Below are 15,871 nucleotides of genomic sequence, written 5' to 3'. Positions count from 1 at the left end.
ACGACCGAGCCGACGACCCCAGCGTGGTCGCCGGAGCACTGAGTTCGGTCGACGCTGCGCAGGTGCTCCGGCGGATCGACGCGAATCCCGTCGACCAAACTCGGTGGGGCGTCGACCAAACTCACGGGTCGGCGGGGTCGGCGGGGTCGGTGGGGTCGGCGGGGTCGGCGGGGTCGGTGGGGGCGGCGGGCCGCCCCGTCACGACCCGGGCGAGGAGGTCGGCCAGGCGCTCATCGATGCCCTCGCGCCGCTCCTCGGGGATGTCCAGGGCGTCGAGCAGCGCGCCCCGCAGGACCGGCCAGCCGTAGACGGCGGTGAAGACCAGGAGCAGCTCCACGTCCCCGGCCGGCGGGGGGGAGGTCATGCGCCGCAGGGCCGCGGCCGGGCGCTCGGAGGGGTCGACCATCGGCGGGAACGCGGCCTCGCGGTCGAGGGCCAGCCACGCCAGGAGCCTGCTGATCTCCGGGTGGGCGGTGGCGCCGAGCAGCATGCCGCGGACGGCCTCGCCGGCGTCGTCGAGGTTCTCCAGGCGGGTGGCGCCGTAGCGCACGGCCTCCTGCATCACCGTGGTGAGCAGGGCGTCCTTGCGCCCGACGTGCCGGTGGATCAGTCCGAGGTTCACCCCGGCGGCGTCCGCGATGTCGCGCAGGGGAACGCGGGGCCCCCGCTCGGACAGCAGCCGCCGGGCCTCGCGCAGGACCGCGGATCGGACCTCGTCGCGGCCGGTCGGGCGGGGTCGCGGGGGGTCGGCCTCGCGGCCGGTCGGGCGGGCTCGCGGGGGGTCGGCCGCACGGGCGGGCGCGGCGTCGGGCGGGGTCGGGTCGGGGTGGCCGCCCTCGTCGTCGTCGTTCCCGGAGGGGTTCCCGCGTTCCATTCCCAAACTGTACACACTTGACTACAGTCGCAGCAGAGGACGCGGAACCCGCGCACTCCCTGCGAAAGGCCCGACCATGACCACACCCGACCGCCGCGACGACATCGACGCGATCAAGGCCCTCAAGTACCGCTACCTGCGCTGCGTCGACCTGCGGCTGTGGGACGAGCTCGCCGGGACGCTCGCGGAGGACGTCTCCGCCTCGTACGGCAAGCGGCTGTCCTACACCGGCCGGGACCAGGTGGTGGCCGGGCTCCGCGAGCAGATGACCGATGACGTGATCACCGAGCATCAGGCCCACCACCCGGAGATCGAGGTGGACGGCGACACCGCCACCGGCCGCTGGTACCTGCAGGACCGCGTGATCGTCCCGGCCTTCGACACGATGATCTTCGGCAGCGCGTTCTACGAGGACACCTACCGGCGGACCGACGGCCGCTGGGTCATCTCGAGCACCGGCTACAAGCGCACCTACGAGGCGATGGTCGACCTCAAGGACGTGCCCAGCTTCCAGCTCACCGACAACCACCTCGCGCCCGCCGCGGAGTGAGCCCCCCGTACCGCCCGACACCGATCGAGAACCGGAGAACCACATGAGTGAGCCCACCCCGCAGACCCCCGGCACCGCGCGCGACGACCGACTGGCCGGCAAGGTCGCGATCGTCACGGGAGGCGGTCAGGGCGTCGGCCGCGGGATCTCCCTGGGGCTGGCCGAGTCGGGCGCCGCGGTGCTGCTGGTCGGGCGCACGCTCCACAAGCTGGAGAGCGTCGCCGAGGAGATCCGCGCCGCCGGCGGCACCGCCGAGTGCCTGGCGGTGGACATCATCACCGACGGCGCTCCCGAGGCGATCATCGCCGCGGCCGTCGAGCGCCTGGGCGGGGTGGACATCCTGGTCAACAACGCCAACATGGCCATGCCGCTCCCGCTGTCGGACTACCCGGACGACGCCTTCCGCACGGCCTTCGAGGGCGGGCCCCGCGTCACTTTCTCCCTGATGAAGCTGGCCCGGCCGGAGTTGGCCAAGCGCGGCGGCGGCACCATCATCAACCTCGTCACCTCCGCCGCGGTGCGCTGGGACGCGGCCAACTACGGCGTCTACTCGGCGGTCAAGGAGGCCATCCGCGCCCTCACCCGCGCGGCCGCGTACGAGTGGGCCGCCGAGGGGACCCGGGCGCTCAACGTGGCGCCGCACGCCCACAGCCCCGGCCTGGACTGGTGGATGGAGAACAACCCGGAGGAGGCCGCCGCGTTTGTCGCCGGCATCCCCGCGGGGCGCGTGGGCGACCCGCTGGTCGACGTCGGCCGCCCCGTCGCCTGGCTCTGCTCGGCCGAGGCCTCGTACCTGTCCGGCGCGACAATCCCCCTGGACGGCGGCCAGTCCCGCTGGGGCTGACCCCACCCGGCGCGCCAGACGAAAGGTTCCCACGACACCGTGACCGGACACCGCGACCTCTCGAGCAGGCACAACCCGGCCGACACGGACCGTCCCGCGGCCGTGGGGCGGCGCGATGCCCTGTCGCTGGCCGCGGACATCCGCGCCGGGGCCACCGACCCCGCCGCGGTCCTCGAGCGGGCGATCGACCGGATCGCGACCCTGAACCCCCGGCTCAACGCCGTGGTGTCGACCCGGTTCGACGCCGCGCGCGCCGAGGTGGAGGCCGGACTGCCCGACGGCCCGCTGCGCGGGGTGCCGATCGTCATCAAGAACCTGGGCACCGACGTGGCCGGGCAGCCCGCCACCGACGGGTCCCGGCTGTTCGCCGACGTCGTGGCGACCGTGGACAGCGCGATCGTCCAGCGCTACAGGGCGGCCGGCATGGTGGTGCTGGGCACGACCAACGTGCCCGAGCTGGGCAAGTCCACCACCACGGAGTCGGTGCTCTACGGGTCGTGCCGCAACCCGTGGAACCCCGACTACTCCACCGGCGGCTCGAGCGGTGGGTCGGCGGCCGCGGTCGCCGCGGGGATGGTGCCGGTCGCGCACGCCACGGACGGCGGCGGATCCATCCGGATCCCGGCCGCCATGTGCGGATTGGTCGGCCTCAAACCCAGCCGTGGCCGGGTGCCCACCTGGCCCCACCCGGCGGCGCTGGCGGCCCCGATCTCGTATCACCACGCGGTGACCACGACCGTGCGCGACAGTGCGGCGCTGCTGGACGCGGTGGCGGGCCACGTGCCCGGCGACGCGTACGGGGCCCCGACCCCCACGCGACCGTTCCTCGACGAGGCCGCGATCGATCCCGGGCGGCTGCGGGTCGGCGTGATGCGCACGGCGCCAGGGCCGTTCCCGACCGACCCGGACTGTTCGGCGGCGGTGGACCGCACCGCCGCGCTGCTGGACGGGCTCGGGCACGAGGTGATCGAGGTCGGGCTGGGCCTCGACGTGATCGAGGCGATGATCGCCCTCGGCGACATCATGGGCGCGCAGCTGCACGCGAAGATCGAGGACCGGCTCGCCCGCCTCGGCCGCGAGCTGCGCGAGGACGACCTGGAGCCGTGGACCCTGAGGATCCTCGACAACTCCCGGAGCCTGACCGCGCCGCGGCTGTCCCGGGCGTTGGAGACCGCGCAGCGCACCGGCTGGCGGGTGGCGGAGCTGTTCGCGGGTGCCGGGATCGACGCGCTGCTGCTGCCGACCGTGCCCGCCACCACCCCGGAGCTGGGATTCCTCGACGTGACGGACCCCGAGTCCATGTGGACCCGGTCGTCGTCGTTCTCGGCCGCCACCAGCCTGTTCAACCTCTCCGGCCAGCCGGCGATCTCCCTGCCGCTGGGCACCGATCGCCGGGGGCTGCCGGTGGGCGTGCAACTGGTCGCCGACTACGCGCGCGAGGACCTGCTGCTCCGGCTGTCCGGGCAGCTCGAGTCGGCGGCGCCCTGGTCGACGGTGGCCCCGGGCTTCGACGGCTGGTGACGGCCGGGCCGCGGTGACGACCGGCTGCGAGGCCCGCTGACCGGGCGTACCGTCGCGGACACGCCACCACACCTCAGGATGTGATCCCGCATGACCACGTACCGGACCCACAACCCGTCCACCGGCCGGACCGTCGCCGAGTACCCAGGCCTGGACGACGACCACGTCGACGCGGTCCTCGCCCGCGTCACCGACGGCTTCGCGCACTGGCGCGCCACCCCGCCCGCCGAGCGGTCCTCGGTGCTCGCCGCGATCGCCGGCGGGTTCGAGGCCCGCAGCGACGAGCTGGCCGCCGCGATCTCGGAGGAGATGGGCAAGCCCCTTCGCCAGGCGGAGGGGGAGGTGGCGCTGGCCGCCTCGATCTACCGCTGGTACTCGGAGCACGGCCCCGCGCTGCTGCGCCCGGAGACGCTCGACGTGCCCGGTGCCAGGGAGAGCACCGTCAGCGTCGAGGCGGTGGGCCCGCTCGTGGGCGTGATGCCGTGGAACTACCCCTACTACCAGGTCGCCCGGTTTGCCGCGCCCAACCTCATGACCGGCAACACGGTGATCCTCAAGCACGCGTCGATCTGCGCCAGGAGCTCGGCGCTGGTGGAGCTGATCCAGCGCGAGGCCGGACTGCCGGAGGACGCCTACGTCAACGTCTACGCCTCGTCGGGCCAGGTGGCGACGATGATCGCCGATCCCCGCGTCCGCGGGGTCTCGCTCACCGGCAGCGAGGCCGCCGGCGCGGCGGTGGCCGAGGTCGCCGCCAAGAACCTCAAGAAGAGCGTCCTGGAGCTCGGCGGCTCCGACCCGCTCATCATCCTGGACACCGAGGACGTGGACCGGCTGGTCGGCGCCGTCGGTCGGGCCCGGCTGTCCAACGCGGGGCAGGCGTGCAACTCGCCCAAGCGGATGTTCGTCCCCGAGGGGATCTACGACGAGTTCGTCACCGGCCTCACCGACCTGTACTCCACGATCACGGTCGGGCCGGCCGAAGACCCGACCACCGAGATGGGCCCGTTGTCCAGCGAGGAGGCCCGCGACGGCGTGGTCGAGCAGGTCCGCACGGCGGTCGAGCAGGGCGCCAAGCTCCGGGTGGGCGGCGACTCGATCGACCGGCCCGGGGCCTTCATGGAGCCGACCGTCCTCACCGACATCACCCCGGAGATGGACGTCTACCACGAGGAGGTCTTCGGCCCGGTCGCGATGGTCTACCGGTACTCCGACCTCGACGAGGCCCTGCGGATCGCCAACGACACCCGCTTCGGGCTCTCCGGCTCCGTCTGGGGCACCGACCCCGAGGAGGCGGCGCGGGTGGCGGACCGGATCGAGGCCGGGATGGTGTACGTCAACGAGCACGGCACCACCCGGGCCGGGCTGCCCTTCGGCGGGGTCAAGGCGTCCGGCTACGGCCGGGAGCTGGGCCGCTGGGGGATGGGCGAGTTCGTCAACACCAAGCTGCGCCGGGTGAGATGAGAACGGGACGGCCCCGGGCCCCCGCCGGTGAGCGGGGGCCCGGGGCCGTGGTCTGCGGACCAGCGCGCCCGCGGGTTACGCCGGGTCACTTCTCCAGGTAGGCGCCGTCGTAGAGGACGGTCGAGGACAGCGTGGGCGTGAGGCCGTGGACCGAGTCCGCGACGGCCACGTACTGCTCACCGTTGGCCACCACGGCGAACGGCTGGAGCTTGTTGTAGACCTCCTGGAGCCGCGTGAGCGCCTCCTTCTGGGCGTCGACGTCGGGGGCGGCCTTGAACGCCTCGATCGCCGCGGTGAGCTCCGGATCGTTGATCCCGGACAGGTTGGTCGCGCCGGTGGGGAGCATCGCGCTGGCGAAGCCGGAGGCCAGGTCGGCGTCGGAGGTGGACAGCCCGCTGATCACGATCTCGTAGTCGCCGGTGAACTGGCGGGCGGCGACCTGCGAGATCGGCGTGTTCTCGATGGTCACGTCGAAGCCGGCCGCGTCGAGGAGCGCCTTGGTCACCACGCCGGCGTCGACGTTCTCGGGTGCGTCGGAGATCAGGAGGGACAGCTTGCCGTCCCAGCCCGGGCGGTCCGCCTTGAGCTGCTGCACGAGCGACTTGGCCTGCTCGATGTCGAAGGCCGGCCCCTCCTGGCCGGCGAACAGACGCGAGGACTCGGCCACGAGGGCGGAGGTGGGCTGCCCGATGCCGTCGGTGAGGCGCTGGTTCCACAGCTCGCGGTCCAGGGCGGCGCCGACGGCCTGGCGGGCCCGGACGTCGGTGAGGACGCCGTTGTAGCCCGCCTTCCCGGCGTTCATGTTGACGACGGATCCGGAGCTGATGATCTCCTCGAAGCCGCGAACGCCGGCGTCCTTGGCCTCGAGGATGAAGCTCGAGCCGCGCAGGAAGCCGACCTGGACCTCGCCGGTCTGGAACGCGTCGAAGGTGCCCTGGGAGCCGGGGATGCGGATGAAGCGCAGGGTCGGGCAGACCGGTCCGCCGTAGTAGTTCGGGTTGGGCTCCAGCACGACCTCCTGGTCGGGCGTGTACTTGGCGAGTGTGAACGCGCCGGCGCCGATCGGGTTGCTCGCCCACGCCTGCGGATCCGCGGCCTCGTAGGCCTTCTTGGGGATGACCTCACCGACGGTGCCGGCGAACATGGCCGGGAACCCGGCCCACGGGCTGACGAGGGTGATCTCCAGGGTGAGCGGGTCCACCACCCGGGTCTCGGCGACCTGCATGGCGTCGGTCATGGCCACCGACCGGGTGGCCGGGTTCTTGTGCAGACCCAGGGTGAAGGCGACGTCCTCGGCGGTGAGCGGGTCACCGTTGGAGAAGGTCACGCCGTCGCGCAGCTTGAGGGTCCAGACGGAGTTGTCCGCGTTGGCCTTCAGGGACTCGGCGAGCTTGGGCTCGAACACCTCCGCCACCGGGTTCCACACCATCAGCCGGTCGTAGATGGCCGCCGACTGGGCGCCGCCCCGCACGCCGTACTGGCCCTGGCCCGGCGCGAAGGTGGGCAGCATGACGTACTCGCCCACGGTGATCGTCCCGCCGGCCCGGTCCTCGGTGCACCGCTCGGAGGTGTCGGGCATCAGGCCCTCGCCGCCGGCGGCGGAGGTCGAGTCGTCCCCGCCTCCGCCACACGCGGTCAGGGTCAGGGTCGCGGCCGCGAGTACGGCCAGCGCGCTGGTGGTGCGGTTCATCTGTTCTCCTCGAGAGGGTGGTGACACGCGACCTGATGGCCGGGTGCGATGTCGACTAGCTGGGGACGGTCGGTCGTGCAGATCGCGGTGGCCCGGGGGCACCGGGTCCGGAACCTGCAGCCCGACGGGGGGTTCAGGGGGGAGGGCAGCTCCGAGCTCGTGGCGGCGATCGGCGTCTCCCCGAGGGTGTCGGCCAGGGTGCCGCCGAGCGTGGGGGCCGACGAGAGGAGCAGCATCGTGTACGGGTGCGCGGGCGCCCGGTAGAGCGCCGTGGTGTCGGCGACCTCGCACACCGTGCCCAGGTACATCACCGCCACGCGGTCGGCGATGTTGTGCACCACCGACAGGTCGTGGGAGATGAACACCATGGTCAGCCGGTACCGCGCCTTCATGTCCTCGAGCAGGTTGAGGATCTGCGCCTGCACCGAGACGTCGAGCGCGGACACCGGCTCGTCGCACACCAGCACCTCCGGCTCGAGCACCAGGGCCCGGGCCAGGGCGATGCGCTGGCACTGTCCGCCCGAGAACTCCGCCGGTCGCCGGTCGCCGGCGGAGGCGGGGTCCAGGCCCACCGCCTCCATCGCGGCGTCGACCCGGCGCCGCAGCTCGGCCCCGTCGCCCTCGATGCCCTGGATCTCCAGGCCCTCCGCCACGATGTCCCGGACCCTGCGGCGCGGGTTGAGGGAGGAGACGGGGTCCTGGAACACCATCTGGATGGACTTGCGGGCCCGCTTGAGCGCCGCGCCGGACAGGGAACACAGGTCGGTGCCGTCCACCATCACCCGCCCCGAGGTGGGGCGGGGGAGCTGGAGCATCGCCCGGCCGAGGCTGGACTTGCCGCACCCGGACTCGCCCACCAGGGCGAGCGTGGTGCCGCGGGGGACGTCGAGGGAGACGTCGGTGACGGCGTGGACCGTGCCCTTCCGGGTCCGGTACTCCACCGTGACGTTCTCCACGACGAGTCTGGCGTCGGGGGCTCGGCCGGGCCCCGTGCCGGTCGGCTCCGACGGGGACGCGGCGACGTCCGGGGTCGCGCCGGTCATGACGCCTCACCGCCGGGCAGGGGGAGGGCGGGGACGGTGGGGTGGAGGCAGCCGACGCGGTGGACCGGACCGGGGACGGTGCCGGGGTCGGTGTCGGTGGCGCGGTCGGTGTCGGTGGCGCGGTCCAGGTCCGCGAGAGGGGGGTCGACGACGAGGCAGTCCTCGGCCACCCGTGGGCACCTGGGGGCGAAGCGGCATCCCGGCGGCATCGCCCGCAGGTCCGGCGGGCGCCCCTCGATCACGGTGAGCATGGTGTGCGGGGGCAGGTCGGGCCGCGGGATGGAGTCCAGCAGCGCCCCGGTGTACGGGTGCGCGGGCTCGTCGAGCAGGGCGCGCGTGTCGCCCACCTCGAGGAAGCGGCCGGCGTACATGACCCCGATCCGGTCCGTGTGCTGCGAGACCACCGCGAGGTCGTGGCTCACGAGGATCATCGCCATGTCGCCGTCGGCCTGCAGCGCGTGCAGCAGGTCCAGGATCTCGTGCTGCACCGTCACGTCCAGGGCGGTGGTGGGCTCGTCGGCGATCAGCAGCTTGGGCGAGCAGGACAGCGCGATCGCGATGCCGACCCGCTGGCGCATGCCGCCCGAGAGCTGGTGCGGGTACTCGCCCAGGCGGCTGCGGGGCGACGGGATCCGGACCCGCTCGAGCAGTTCGACAGCCCGGTCCGCGGCCGCCCGCCGGTTCAGTCCCAGGTGGTGCCGCAGCGGGTCCGTGATCTGGCGCCCGATGGTCCGGATGGGGTTGAGGGAGGTGAGCGGGTCCTGGAAGACCATGGCGATCTCGCGGCCCCAGAAGCCCTGCGCCTCGCGCTGGGACAGGCTCAGGACGTCCCGGCCGTCGAACCGGACGGACGAGGTGGGATCCACCCGGGCGGTGGTGGGGGCGATCCCCATGATCGACCGCACGAGCATCGACTTGCCGGAACCGGACTCGCCGACGATGCCGATGGTCTCGCCGCGGCGCACGGTCATGTCGACACCGTCGACCGGGGTGATCCGACCGGAGGGCGTGTCGATGTGCGTGCGGAGGTCCCGGACCTCGAGCAGTGCGGCGGCGATGCTGGCCTCCTGGCGGTAGTCATCCGGGCTAAGTCATCTACTTAATCCCTCTTGCTGTGACGAGTATCACGGCATAGTGTGGCCACGTCAAGACTTTTAAGTAACCGCCTCATGCGGTTTGTCACAGTCCGTGTGTTCTCACAGTCCGCGTCCCAGACGGAGGGTCCCCTACGTGCTCAGGTTCATTGGCGAACGCGCACTCCACGCGCTCGTCGTCGTCGTCCTCGCCGCGACCGGCGCCTTCTTCCTCATGGAGGCGGTGCCGGGGGACTCCGCGGCGTCGGCTGTCGGCCCGGGGGCCACCGCCGAGCAGTACCAGTTGGCCCGGGAGGAGATGGGCCTGGACGAGCCCGTGGCCAGCCGGTTCGCCGACTGGGCCGGCGGGCTGGCGTCCGGCGACCTGGGGAACTCGCTCATCCCGCCCAACCAGCCCGTGATCGAGATGATCGGCAACGCGCTGCCCGTGACCATGCAGCTCGCGTTCCTGTCGATCATCCTGTCGCTGGCGATCGCGGTGCCCGTCGCGGTGTGGTCGGCCTACCGGCGCGGCGGCGTGTTCGACCAGGTCGCCTCGCTCGTGGCGTTCGCGTTCATCTCGGTGCCCAGCTTCGTGGCCGGGCTGCTGCTGATCTACCTCTTCGTGTTCAACCACTCGCTGGCGCAGCAGCTGATCCTGGGGGCCGCGGTGGTGATCGGACTGCTCGTGGCCCTGTCCCCGATCGGACGGCGCGGCAACCGAGGTTCGCCCGGGGTGATGTGGGGCCGGGCCCTGCTCAGCGGGCTCGCCGTGGGCGCGGTCCTGGCCCTGGCGGCGCTGTTCCTGCCCGAGTTCCCGCGGCAGGGATACGCGCCGCTGGCCGAGGGGCTGGGGGAGAACCTGCGCAGCATCGCGCTGCCGGCGATCACGCTCGCGCTCATGGAGGTGGCGATCTTCACCCGCGTCCTGCGGACCGACATGATCGCCACCCTGCAGCAGGACTTCGTCCTCTCGGCCCGCGCCAAGGGCATGCCCACCGGCCACGTCCTGGTCGCGGAGGCGCTGCGGCCGTCGACCATCTCCATCATCACGCTCGCCGGGATCAGCCTCGGCCGGCTCATCGGCGGGACCGTGGTGGTCGAGCGCCTGTTCAACCTCCCCGGCATGGGCAGCATGATCGTCGACGCCGTGCAGAACGACAACCTGCCCGTGGTCCTGGGCGGGGTCCTGGTGATCGCCGTCTTCTACGTCCTGGTCAACATGATCGTGGACGTCACCTACGCTCTGATCGACCCGAGGATCCGCCGTGGCTGACATCGCTCCGACCCGCCCCGCAACCCCGGACTCCGCGGCCGCCCCCGCCGACCCCGCCGCACGGCGCCGACGCCCCCGGCTGCCGCGGCTGGCCGGGCTCGGCACCGCCCTGGCCCTCGCGTGGACGATCCTCATCGTGCTGGGCGCGCTCGTCGTGGACTTCCTGCCGCTCGGCGAGGCCCGCGACCCGTCCCTCTCGCTGACGACAGCGTCGACCCTCCCGCCCGACCTCTTCTCGGCCCACCCCCTCGGCACCGACGGACAGGGCCTGGACATCCTGGGCGGACTGCTCTACGGGGCGCGGGTCTCGCTGGTGGTGGGCATCGGCGGGGTGCTGGTCGGCGCGCTGATCGGCGGCGCGCTCGGGCTGGTGGCCGGGTACCGGGGCGGCTGGACCGACCGGGTCGTCTCGATCCTCACCGACACCCTGCTGGCGTTCCCCTCGCTCATCCTGCTCATCGCGATCGTCACCGTGCTCGACCCGACGCTCCCCAACGTCACGCTGGCGCTGGGGATCATGGTGGTGCCGTCCTACACGCGGCTCGTGCGGGCCAACGCGATGGGCTTCGCGGGCCGGGAGTTCGTCACCGCGGCCCGCTCGCTCGGGGCCGGGGAGCTGCGGATCATGCTCCGCGAGGTCACCCCGAACATCGTCCAGCCGGTCTTCTCCTACAGCTTCATGCTCATCGCCGTGCTCATCGTGGCGGAGGCCTCGCTGAGCTACCTGGGGCTGAGCATTCCGAGGCCGGAACCGACATGGGGCAACATGATCAGTGCCGGGCAGTCCAACTTCCAGCGGGACCCGCAGCTCGTCGGGATCCCGGCGTTCGTGCTGTTCCTGACCGTGCTCAGCCTCAACCAGTTGGGCGAGGCGGCGGGCCGGAAGTGGAGCCCCGGCACGGCCAAGATCTGACGCGGACGAGGAGGACCGGGTGGACACGACGAACGCGGGAGCACGGGACGCGACGGCGTCCGGTGGGACGGCGTCCGGCGAGAGCAGGGACCCCAAGTCCGCGATGATCGAGATCGCCGAGCGGCTGATCGGCGAGCGGGGCCTGGACGCGGTGTCGATGCGCGACGTCGCGACGGCCGCCGGGCAGCGCAACAACTCGGCCGTCCAGTACCACTTCGGCAGCCGGGACGGGCTCATCCTGCAGGTGCTGCGCCGCCGGCTGGTGCAGCTCGACGCGGACCGCAGGGAGCGGCTGGTGAGGATCGACGAGGAGGGCCTGGGCGCCGATCAGGCCACGCTCGTGTGGGTGCTCTTCGAGCCGATCGTCGACCTCCTCCGCTCCCAGCCCGACGCCAGGCACTACGCGCGCTTCCTGCAGCGGGTGGGGCCGGTCATGGCTCCCGGGATCCCGGAGGCCAAGCTGCGGACCGCCATGGACGACGTGGTGGTGCGCCTGATCGACGTGCTCTCACACCTCCCGCGGCGGGTCGCCTTTGAGCGCATCGACCTGGCCACCCAGATGTTCACCGGGGCGCTGGCCGTGTACGAGGACCGCCGGGACGCCGGCAACGCCGTGGTCAACGCGGATTTCGAGCAGGTGGTGGCGCACCTGTACGTCATGATCGAGGCCGCGCTGCGCGGGCCGGCGGATCAGACCCGCCCGCGCAGCAGCCTGCGGAAGTAGACCACCGGGAGCACGTACCGGTCGAACGCGTAGGTCGCGCGCCGCGGCACGGTCAGGTCGAGCCCGCGGACCGTCGGGGCGGGCAGCCCGTCCCGGTCGTGCTCGGCCAGCATCAGCCGGTCACGGCTCACCGCGATCGGGATGACCGTGTAGCCGTCGTATGGTGCGGACGCTCCCCCCGCGCGCAGGTCGTCGGCCACCACCCCGACCTGCGCGCGCAGGGCGCCGCCCGACGGGCGGGTGCCCACGGTCGCCGCGTCGCCCAGGCCCCACACCGAGTCGGCGCGGGTGTGGCGCAGGGTCCCGGGGTCCACCCCGACGAGCCCGGCGTGGCCCCCGTCGGACAATCCGGACTCGGCCACGAACCGCGGCGCGCGGCTCGGCGGGGGGACGTAGGCCAGGTCCACGTGGGCGATCGCCGCGGTGCCCGGGCCGTCCAGCCGGACGGTGCGGGCGCGGTGATCCACCGCGGAGACCCGGGACCGCTCGTGGACCGTGATGCCGTACTCGTCGACGAACGGCCGCAGCCGGGAGTCCGCCGGTTCCAGGCCGAGCAGCCCGCGGAACGGGGTCACCAGGTGCACGTCGATGCGGTCGAGCACCCCCGCCCGTCGCCACGAATCGCACGCCAGGAACGCCGCCTTGAGCACGGTGCCGCCGCACGACGCGGGCTCGGGCGGGATCGAGAACACCACGGTCCCCTCGCGCTCGCGGACCAGCGCGGCGCACGCGCGACCGGCGTATTCGGGGACGTGCGCCGAGACCGCCCAGCCGTCCCGGTAGGCCTCGTCCAGGCCGGGGATCGCGTCCCAGCGCGGCACGAGGCCGGGGCACAGCACCAGGGAGCGGTAGCCGACGGTGTCGGAGCCGCCGGGCCCGCCGGTGCCGCGCGGGTCGATCGTGACGGTCCGGGCGCCGGGGTCCACCGCCGTCGCCGCGTACGGGAGGTACTCGACCCCGTCGGGGACGACGCTGTGCATCGACCGCTCGTACCGGCCCATCCGCGCCGCGCCGGCCGCGGCGTAGTTGAGCATCGGCCGGTAGCGGTGGACCGGGCTCGGGTCGATCAGCGCGATGCCCTCCAGGCCGTCCCGGCGCAGGCGCGCCGCCAGGGAGACGCCGGCGTTGCCGCCGCCGACGATCACGGTGTCGAACGCGGTGTCGAACGCGGTGGACACCGTTCAGCCGATCTCGACGAGGTAGCCCACGAGTCCGGCCACGAGGAGGAGGACGACGACGGCGATGACGACGATCCACACCACCGGCCCCACGCTGGAGTTCTTCCGGGTCGGGCTCTGACGCTCGGTCGGGCTGAGCGTGCGCGGCCCGCTGTCGGACTGCATGGAGGTCGAGTCGGAGTCGGGGGTCTGCGGGCCGATCGGCGAGCCGCCGCCGTCGAGGTCCGGGCTGCCGGCGGGGTCGGGATCGGACGGTCGTGCGTGCGTCATGGGACACCTCTCGGGTCGTCGGGGTCCACACGCTAGGCCCCGGCGGTGCGACCTTCCACCGGTCCGGCCGCGCCCACGACCACCACGCCGGGGCCGACCCCCGCGCTCATCGCGGCCAGGACCCCGGCCACCGACCACGCGGTGATCGCCGACGTCCGGCCGCCGGAATCGGGGTCGAGGGAGTTCTCGAAGCGCAGGTGGTAGCTGCCGACCGGGGACCGCCACTCCACCACGTGGCGGGTGCGCCGCACCTCGGGATCGGCCACCACGACCACCTCGGTGCGGTCCAGCCCGAGGGTCGCCAGGGCCAGCGCGACCGACGCGTTGGAGGTGAGGGGAAAGTCGAGCGCCGCCTCGCGCGCGGAGCCCCGGAAGACCTCGCGGGGACCCTCGAGCGGACCGTCGACGCCGAGGGCCGACGGGCTCTTGGTGGTGACGTGGCGGAGGGTGGCGCCGTCGGTCCCGGCCCGGGCCGCCGCCGCGAGGACGTCCAGCCCGCCCACGGCGCCGGCGGGGACCAGGACGCGGCCGGTGCCGGTCCCCACGAGGTCGCCCGGGTCGCGGTATCGGGCGAACACGCCGCACGAGCAGACGATCACGTCCGTGCCCGCCCCGGTGACGCGCGGGATGAGCTCCTCGGCGGCGGCGACCCCGGCGGCCTCGACCACCACGTCGGCGGCGGCGATGGCCGCGCCGACCTCCGCGGGCGTGCTGCTCGAGCGCAGCACCGCGCTCAGCCGCGCGCGGGGGACGTCGCCGCGGCGGAGGGCCTGCGCCACCGCGCCGCCGATCGCGCCTGCGCCGAACACGGCGACCGCCAGGGGGCCGGCTCGGGAGGGGGACGGTGGCGGGGGCATGGTGGGCTCACCGTACCCACGGCCGCGGGCCGCAGGCCGTCGTTGGGCCGACCCGGTTCGCGGCCCCCGGCTCTCGCCCCCGGTTGCGCCCCCGGTTGCGCCCCCCGCTCGAGCCCCCGGGTTGCGCTGGCTCTCGGTACGGAAAACCCCGGCTTGAGCTGGGCGAATGGACCATTCTGCTAGCGCAAGCCGGGGTTTCCGCGCATGGCGGGGTTTCAGCGCAAGCCGGGGTTTCCGCGCACGGCGGGGTTTCGGCGCGAGCCGGGGGCGGGTCGGGCTGCTACTCGGTGGAGCCCACGAGCATCTTGGGAGTCACGCCGAGGTTCGCGACGTCCGCCGCCAGGGCCTGGCCCTCGTCGGTGGACATGGCCGCTCCCATCGCATCGGCGTCGGCGAAGGACAGCTGGGCCATCAGGTGGTACTCCGCGGCGGAGCCGTCGGGGCCGGGCAGGAAACGCGTGACCCTGACGTCGTCGAGACCCGGCACCGCACGGGCCAGGGGGATGTGCGTCTCCGAGTAGTAGGCGTCGAACTTCTCGACGTCATCGGGGGTTCCGTAGAGGACGGTGAGCGTGATCAAGGTGGGTCCTTTCGAGGGGAGCCCGGTCGGGTCGACCGGACGGTGTCGCAGTCGCGATGGTGCCGCACATCGCCGTCTGGGGTGGCGGGTCCGGCCATTGCGCTCGAGGACTACCGTCGGACGCATGAGGTCACACGCGGCGGGACCGCTGGTCGGAATGGGGCTCATCTACGGGGCCGGCGTCGGCACCGTCCTCGGCCTCGCCCTCGCCGGCCCCCCGGGCCTGGCCACCTGGGTGGTCATGGGTGCGGGGGTCGGGGTGGTCATCGGGAGCGTCGCCGAGTTGTGGCGGGACGTGGAACGGCGATCGGCGCACTGACGGCCCCGCGGCACCGTCATACTCGACCCGTACACCGCCTTGCACGACCGTCGAGAGGACACCTCCACCCATGACCGCAGTGACCACCGTCGATCGCGGACCCGGCGTCGTCGCCCGCCGCGTGACCGTCAACGCCCCGGCCGAGGAGCTGTTCGCGCTCGTCAACGACCCCCGCAAGCACGGGCTCCTCGACGGGTCCGGAACGGTCCGCGACACCGTCAAGGGGCCGACCGCCCTCTCGAAGGGGGCCAAGTTCACCACCGGGATGCGCATGTACGGGGTCCCGTACCGCATCACCTCCACGGTGACCGAGCACGTGGACACCCCCGAGCTCAAGGTCGTGGAATGGGCGCACCCGGCGGGCCACCGCTGGCGCTGGGAGTTCACCCCGATCACCGCCGACACGACCGAGGTGACCGAGGTCTTCGACAACCGCCCGTCCAAGCTCGGGAAGGTCTTCGAGCTCGTCGGGGTGGCGGATCAGAACGCCGCCGGGATCACCAGGACGCTGTCCGGATTGGCCGCCAGGTACGAGCCCGCGCCCTAGCCGCGACTCAGCCCGCCTTAGCCGCGACCTAGCCGCGCGTGAGCAGCAGCGGGGCCGCGGCGATTCGCGACCACCGGCCGCCGACGAAGGTCAACCCCAGCAGCCGCCGGTCGTCGAGGGCGCGGAACTCGTCCCGCACCCAGCGCCACGG

General features: G+C 73.1%; 17 protein-coding genes. 9 read left to right on the top strand and 8 right to left on the bottom strand.

Annotated elements, in window-relative coordinates; genetic code table 11:
- Nucleotides 1-121: 121 nt before the first annotated feature.
- Entirely contained in the window at nt 122-874 is a 753-nt protein-coding gene (locus B4M60_RS06535; protein ID WP_291081422.1) for a TetR/AcrR family transcriptional regulator, read from the bottom strand.
- A 76-nt stretch (nt 875-950) separates the two neighbouring features.
- Here B4M60_RS06535 and B4M60_RS06530 point away from each other — a divergent pair, with 76 nt between their 5' ends.
- The 4 genes from B4M60_RS06530 (at nt 951) to B4M60_RS06515 (ending at nt 5,250) form a co-directional block, all read left to right on the top strand.
- Nucleotides 951-1,424 (top strand): nuclear transport factor 2 family protein, encoded by a 474-nt coding sequence (locus B4M60_RS06530; RefSeq protein WP_291081420.1) that lies wholly within the window; start codon nt 951-953, stop codon nt 1,422-1,424.
- 43 nt (nt 1,425-1,467) lie between these two features.
- Nucleotides 1,468-2,268: an SDR family NAD(P)-dependent oxidoreductase gene (locus B4M60_RS06525; protein ID WP_291081418.1), complete on the top strand. Its 801-nt coding sequence runs from the start codon at nt 1,468-1,470 to the stop codon at nt 2,266-2,268.
- Between the two features lie 39 nt (nt 2,269-2,307).
- A complete protein-coding gene (locus B4M60_RS06520) occupies nt 2,308-3,789 on the top strand; it encodes an amidase (protein WP_291081416.1) in 1,482 nt (493 codons plus the stop codon).
- Between the two features lie 90 nt (nt 3,790-3,879).
- A complete protein-coding gene (locus B4M60_RS06515; RefSeq protein WP_291081414.1) occupies nt 3,880-5,250 on the top strand; it encodes an NAD-dependent succinate-semialdehyde dehydrogenase in 1,371 nt (456 codons plus the stop codon).
- A gap of 85 nt (nt 5,251-5,335) precedes the next feature.
- On the opposite strand, the gene B4M60_RS06510 is transcribed toward B4M60_RS06515, so the two are convergent.
- The 3 genes from B4M60_RS06510 to B4M60_RS06500 are packed head-to-tail and all read right to left on the bottom strand — an operon-like array spanning nt 5,336 to nt 8,954.
- On the bottom strand, nt 5,336-6,940 hold the full coding sequence (locus tag B4M60_RS06510; protein ID WP_291081412.1) for an ABC transporter substrate-binding protein: 1,605 nt from the start codon (nt 6,938-6,940) through the stop codon (nt 5,336-5,338).
- On the bottom strand, nt 6,937-7,983 hold the full coding sequence (locus B4M60_RS06505; RefSeq protein ID WP_291081410.1) for an ABC transporter ATP-binding protein: 1,047 nt from the start codon (nt 7,981-7,983) through the stop codon (nt 6,937-6,939). The genes B4M60_RS06510 and B4M60_RS06505 overlap by 4 nt, the downstream gene beginning before the upstream one ends.
- A complete protein-coding gene (locus B4M60_RS06500; RefSeq protein ID WP_291081408.1) occupies nt 7,980-8,954 on the bottom strand; it encodes an ABC transporter ATP-binding protein in 975 nt (324 codons plus the stop codon). The genes B4M60_RS06505 and B4M60_RS06500 overlap by 4 nt, the downstream gene beginning before the upstream one ends.
- 259 nt (nt 8,955-9,213) lie before the next feature.
- On the opposite strand from B4M60_RS06500, the gene B4M60_RS06495 reads away from it, so the two are divergent.
- The 3 genes from B4M60_RS06495 to B4M60_RS06485 are packed head-to-tail and all read left to right on the top strand — an operon-like array spanning nt 9,214 to nt 11,969.
- A complete protein-coding gene (locus tag B4M60_RS06495; RefSeq protein ID WP_291081406.1) occupies nt 9,214-10,332 on the top strand; it encodes an ABC transporter permease in 1,119 nt (372 codons plus the stop codon).
- Nucleotides 10,325-11,245, top strand: a complete 921-nt coding sequence (locus B4M60_RS06490; RefSeq protein ID WP_291081404.1) for an ABC transporter permease — start codon at nt 10,325-10,327, stop codon at nt 11,243-11,245. The genes B4M60_RS06495 and B4M60_RS06490 overlap by 8 nt, the downstream gene beginning before the upstream one ends.
- Nucleotides 11,246-11,264: 19 nt before the next feature.
- Nucleotides 11,265-11,969 (top strand): TetR/AcrR family transcriptional regulator, encoded by a 705-nt coding sequence (locus tag B4M60_RS06485; protein ID WP_291081402.1) that lies wholly within the window; start codon nt 11,265-11,267, stop codon nt 11,967-11,969.
- Here the strand turns inward: B4M60_RS06485 and B4M60_RS06480 are convergent.
- The 4 genes from B4M60_RS06480 to B4M60_RS06465 all read right to left on the bottom strand — a co-directional run bounded on the left by B4M60_RS06480 (nt 11,936) and on the right by B4M60_RS06465 (nt 14,854).
- Nucleotides 11,936-13,147, bottom strand: a complete 1,212-nt coding sequence (locus B4M60_RS06480) for an FAD-dependent oxidoreductase (protein ID WP_291081401.1) — start codon at nt 13,145-13,147, stop codon at nt 11,936-11,938. The genes B4M60_RS06485 and B4M60_RS06480 overlap by 34 nt on opposite strands.
- A gap of 3 nt (nt 13,148-13,150) precedes the next feature.
- Nucleotides 13,151-13,417, bottom strand: coding sequence for a hypothetical protein (locus B4M60_RS06475; RefSeq protein ID WP_291081399.1), 267 nt, complete (start codon nt 13,415-13,417; stop codon nt 13,151-13,153).
- Nucleotides 13,418-13,449: 32 nt separating this feature from the next.
- On the bottom strand, nt 13,450-14,274 hold the full coding sequence (locus tag B4M60_RS06470; RefSeq protein WP_291081397.1) for an aspartate dehydrogenase domain-containing protein: 825 nt from the start codon (nt 14,272-14,274) through the stop codon (nt 13,450-13,452).
- Between the two features lie 280 nt (nt 14,275-14,554).
- Nucleotides 14,555-14,854 carry an EthD family reductase gene (locus B4M60_RS06465; protein WP_291081395.1) on the bottom strand — a complete coding sequence of 100 codons (300 nt, stop codon included), beginning with the start codon at nt 14,852-14,854 and terminating at the stop codon, nt 14,555-14,557.
- Between the two features lie 124 nt (nt 14,855-14,978).
- Here B4M60_RS06465 and B4M60_RS06460 point away from each other — a divergent pair, with 124 nt between their 5' ends.
- Together B4M60_RS06460 and B4M60_RS06455 are read left to right on the top strand one after the other, a co-directional pair.
- Nucleotides 14,979-15,173, top strand: a complete 195-nt coding sequence (locus B4M60_RS06460) for a hypothetical protein (RefSeq protein WP_291081393.1) — start codon at nt 14,979-14,981, stop codon at nt 15,171-15,173.
- A 70-nt stretch (nt 15,174-15,243) separates the two neighbouring features.
- Nucleotides 15,244-15,720 (top strand): SRPBCC family protein, encoded by a 477-nt coding sequence (locus tag B4M60_RS06455; protein WP_291081391.1) that lies wholly within the window; start codon nt 15,244-15,246, stop codon nt 15,718-15,720.
- The last annotated feature ends 151 nt before the right edge of the window (nt 15,721-15,871 follow it).

The organism is Dietzia sp. UBA5065, from assembly GCA_002415925.1.
Taxonomy (GTDB): domain Bacteria; phylum Actinomycetota; class Actinomycetes; order Mycobacteriales; family Mycobacteriaceae; genus Dietzia.
The sequence above is the reverse complement of the archived record's forward strand: the minus strand, read 5'-3'. Positions and strand labels throughout refer to the sequence as shown.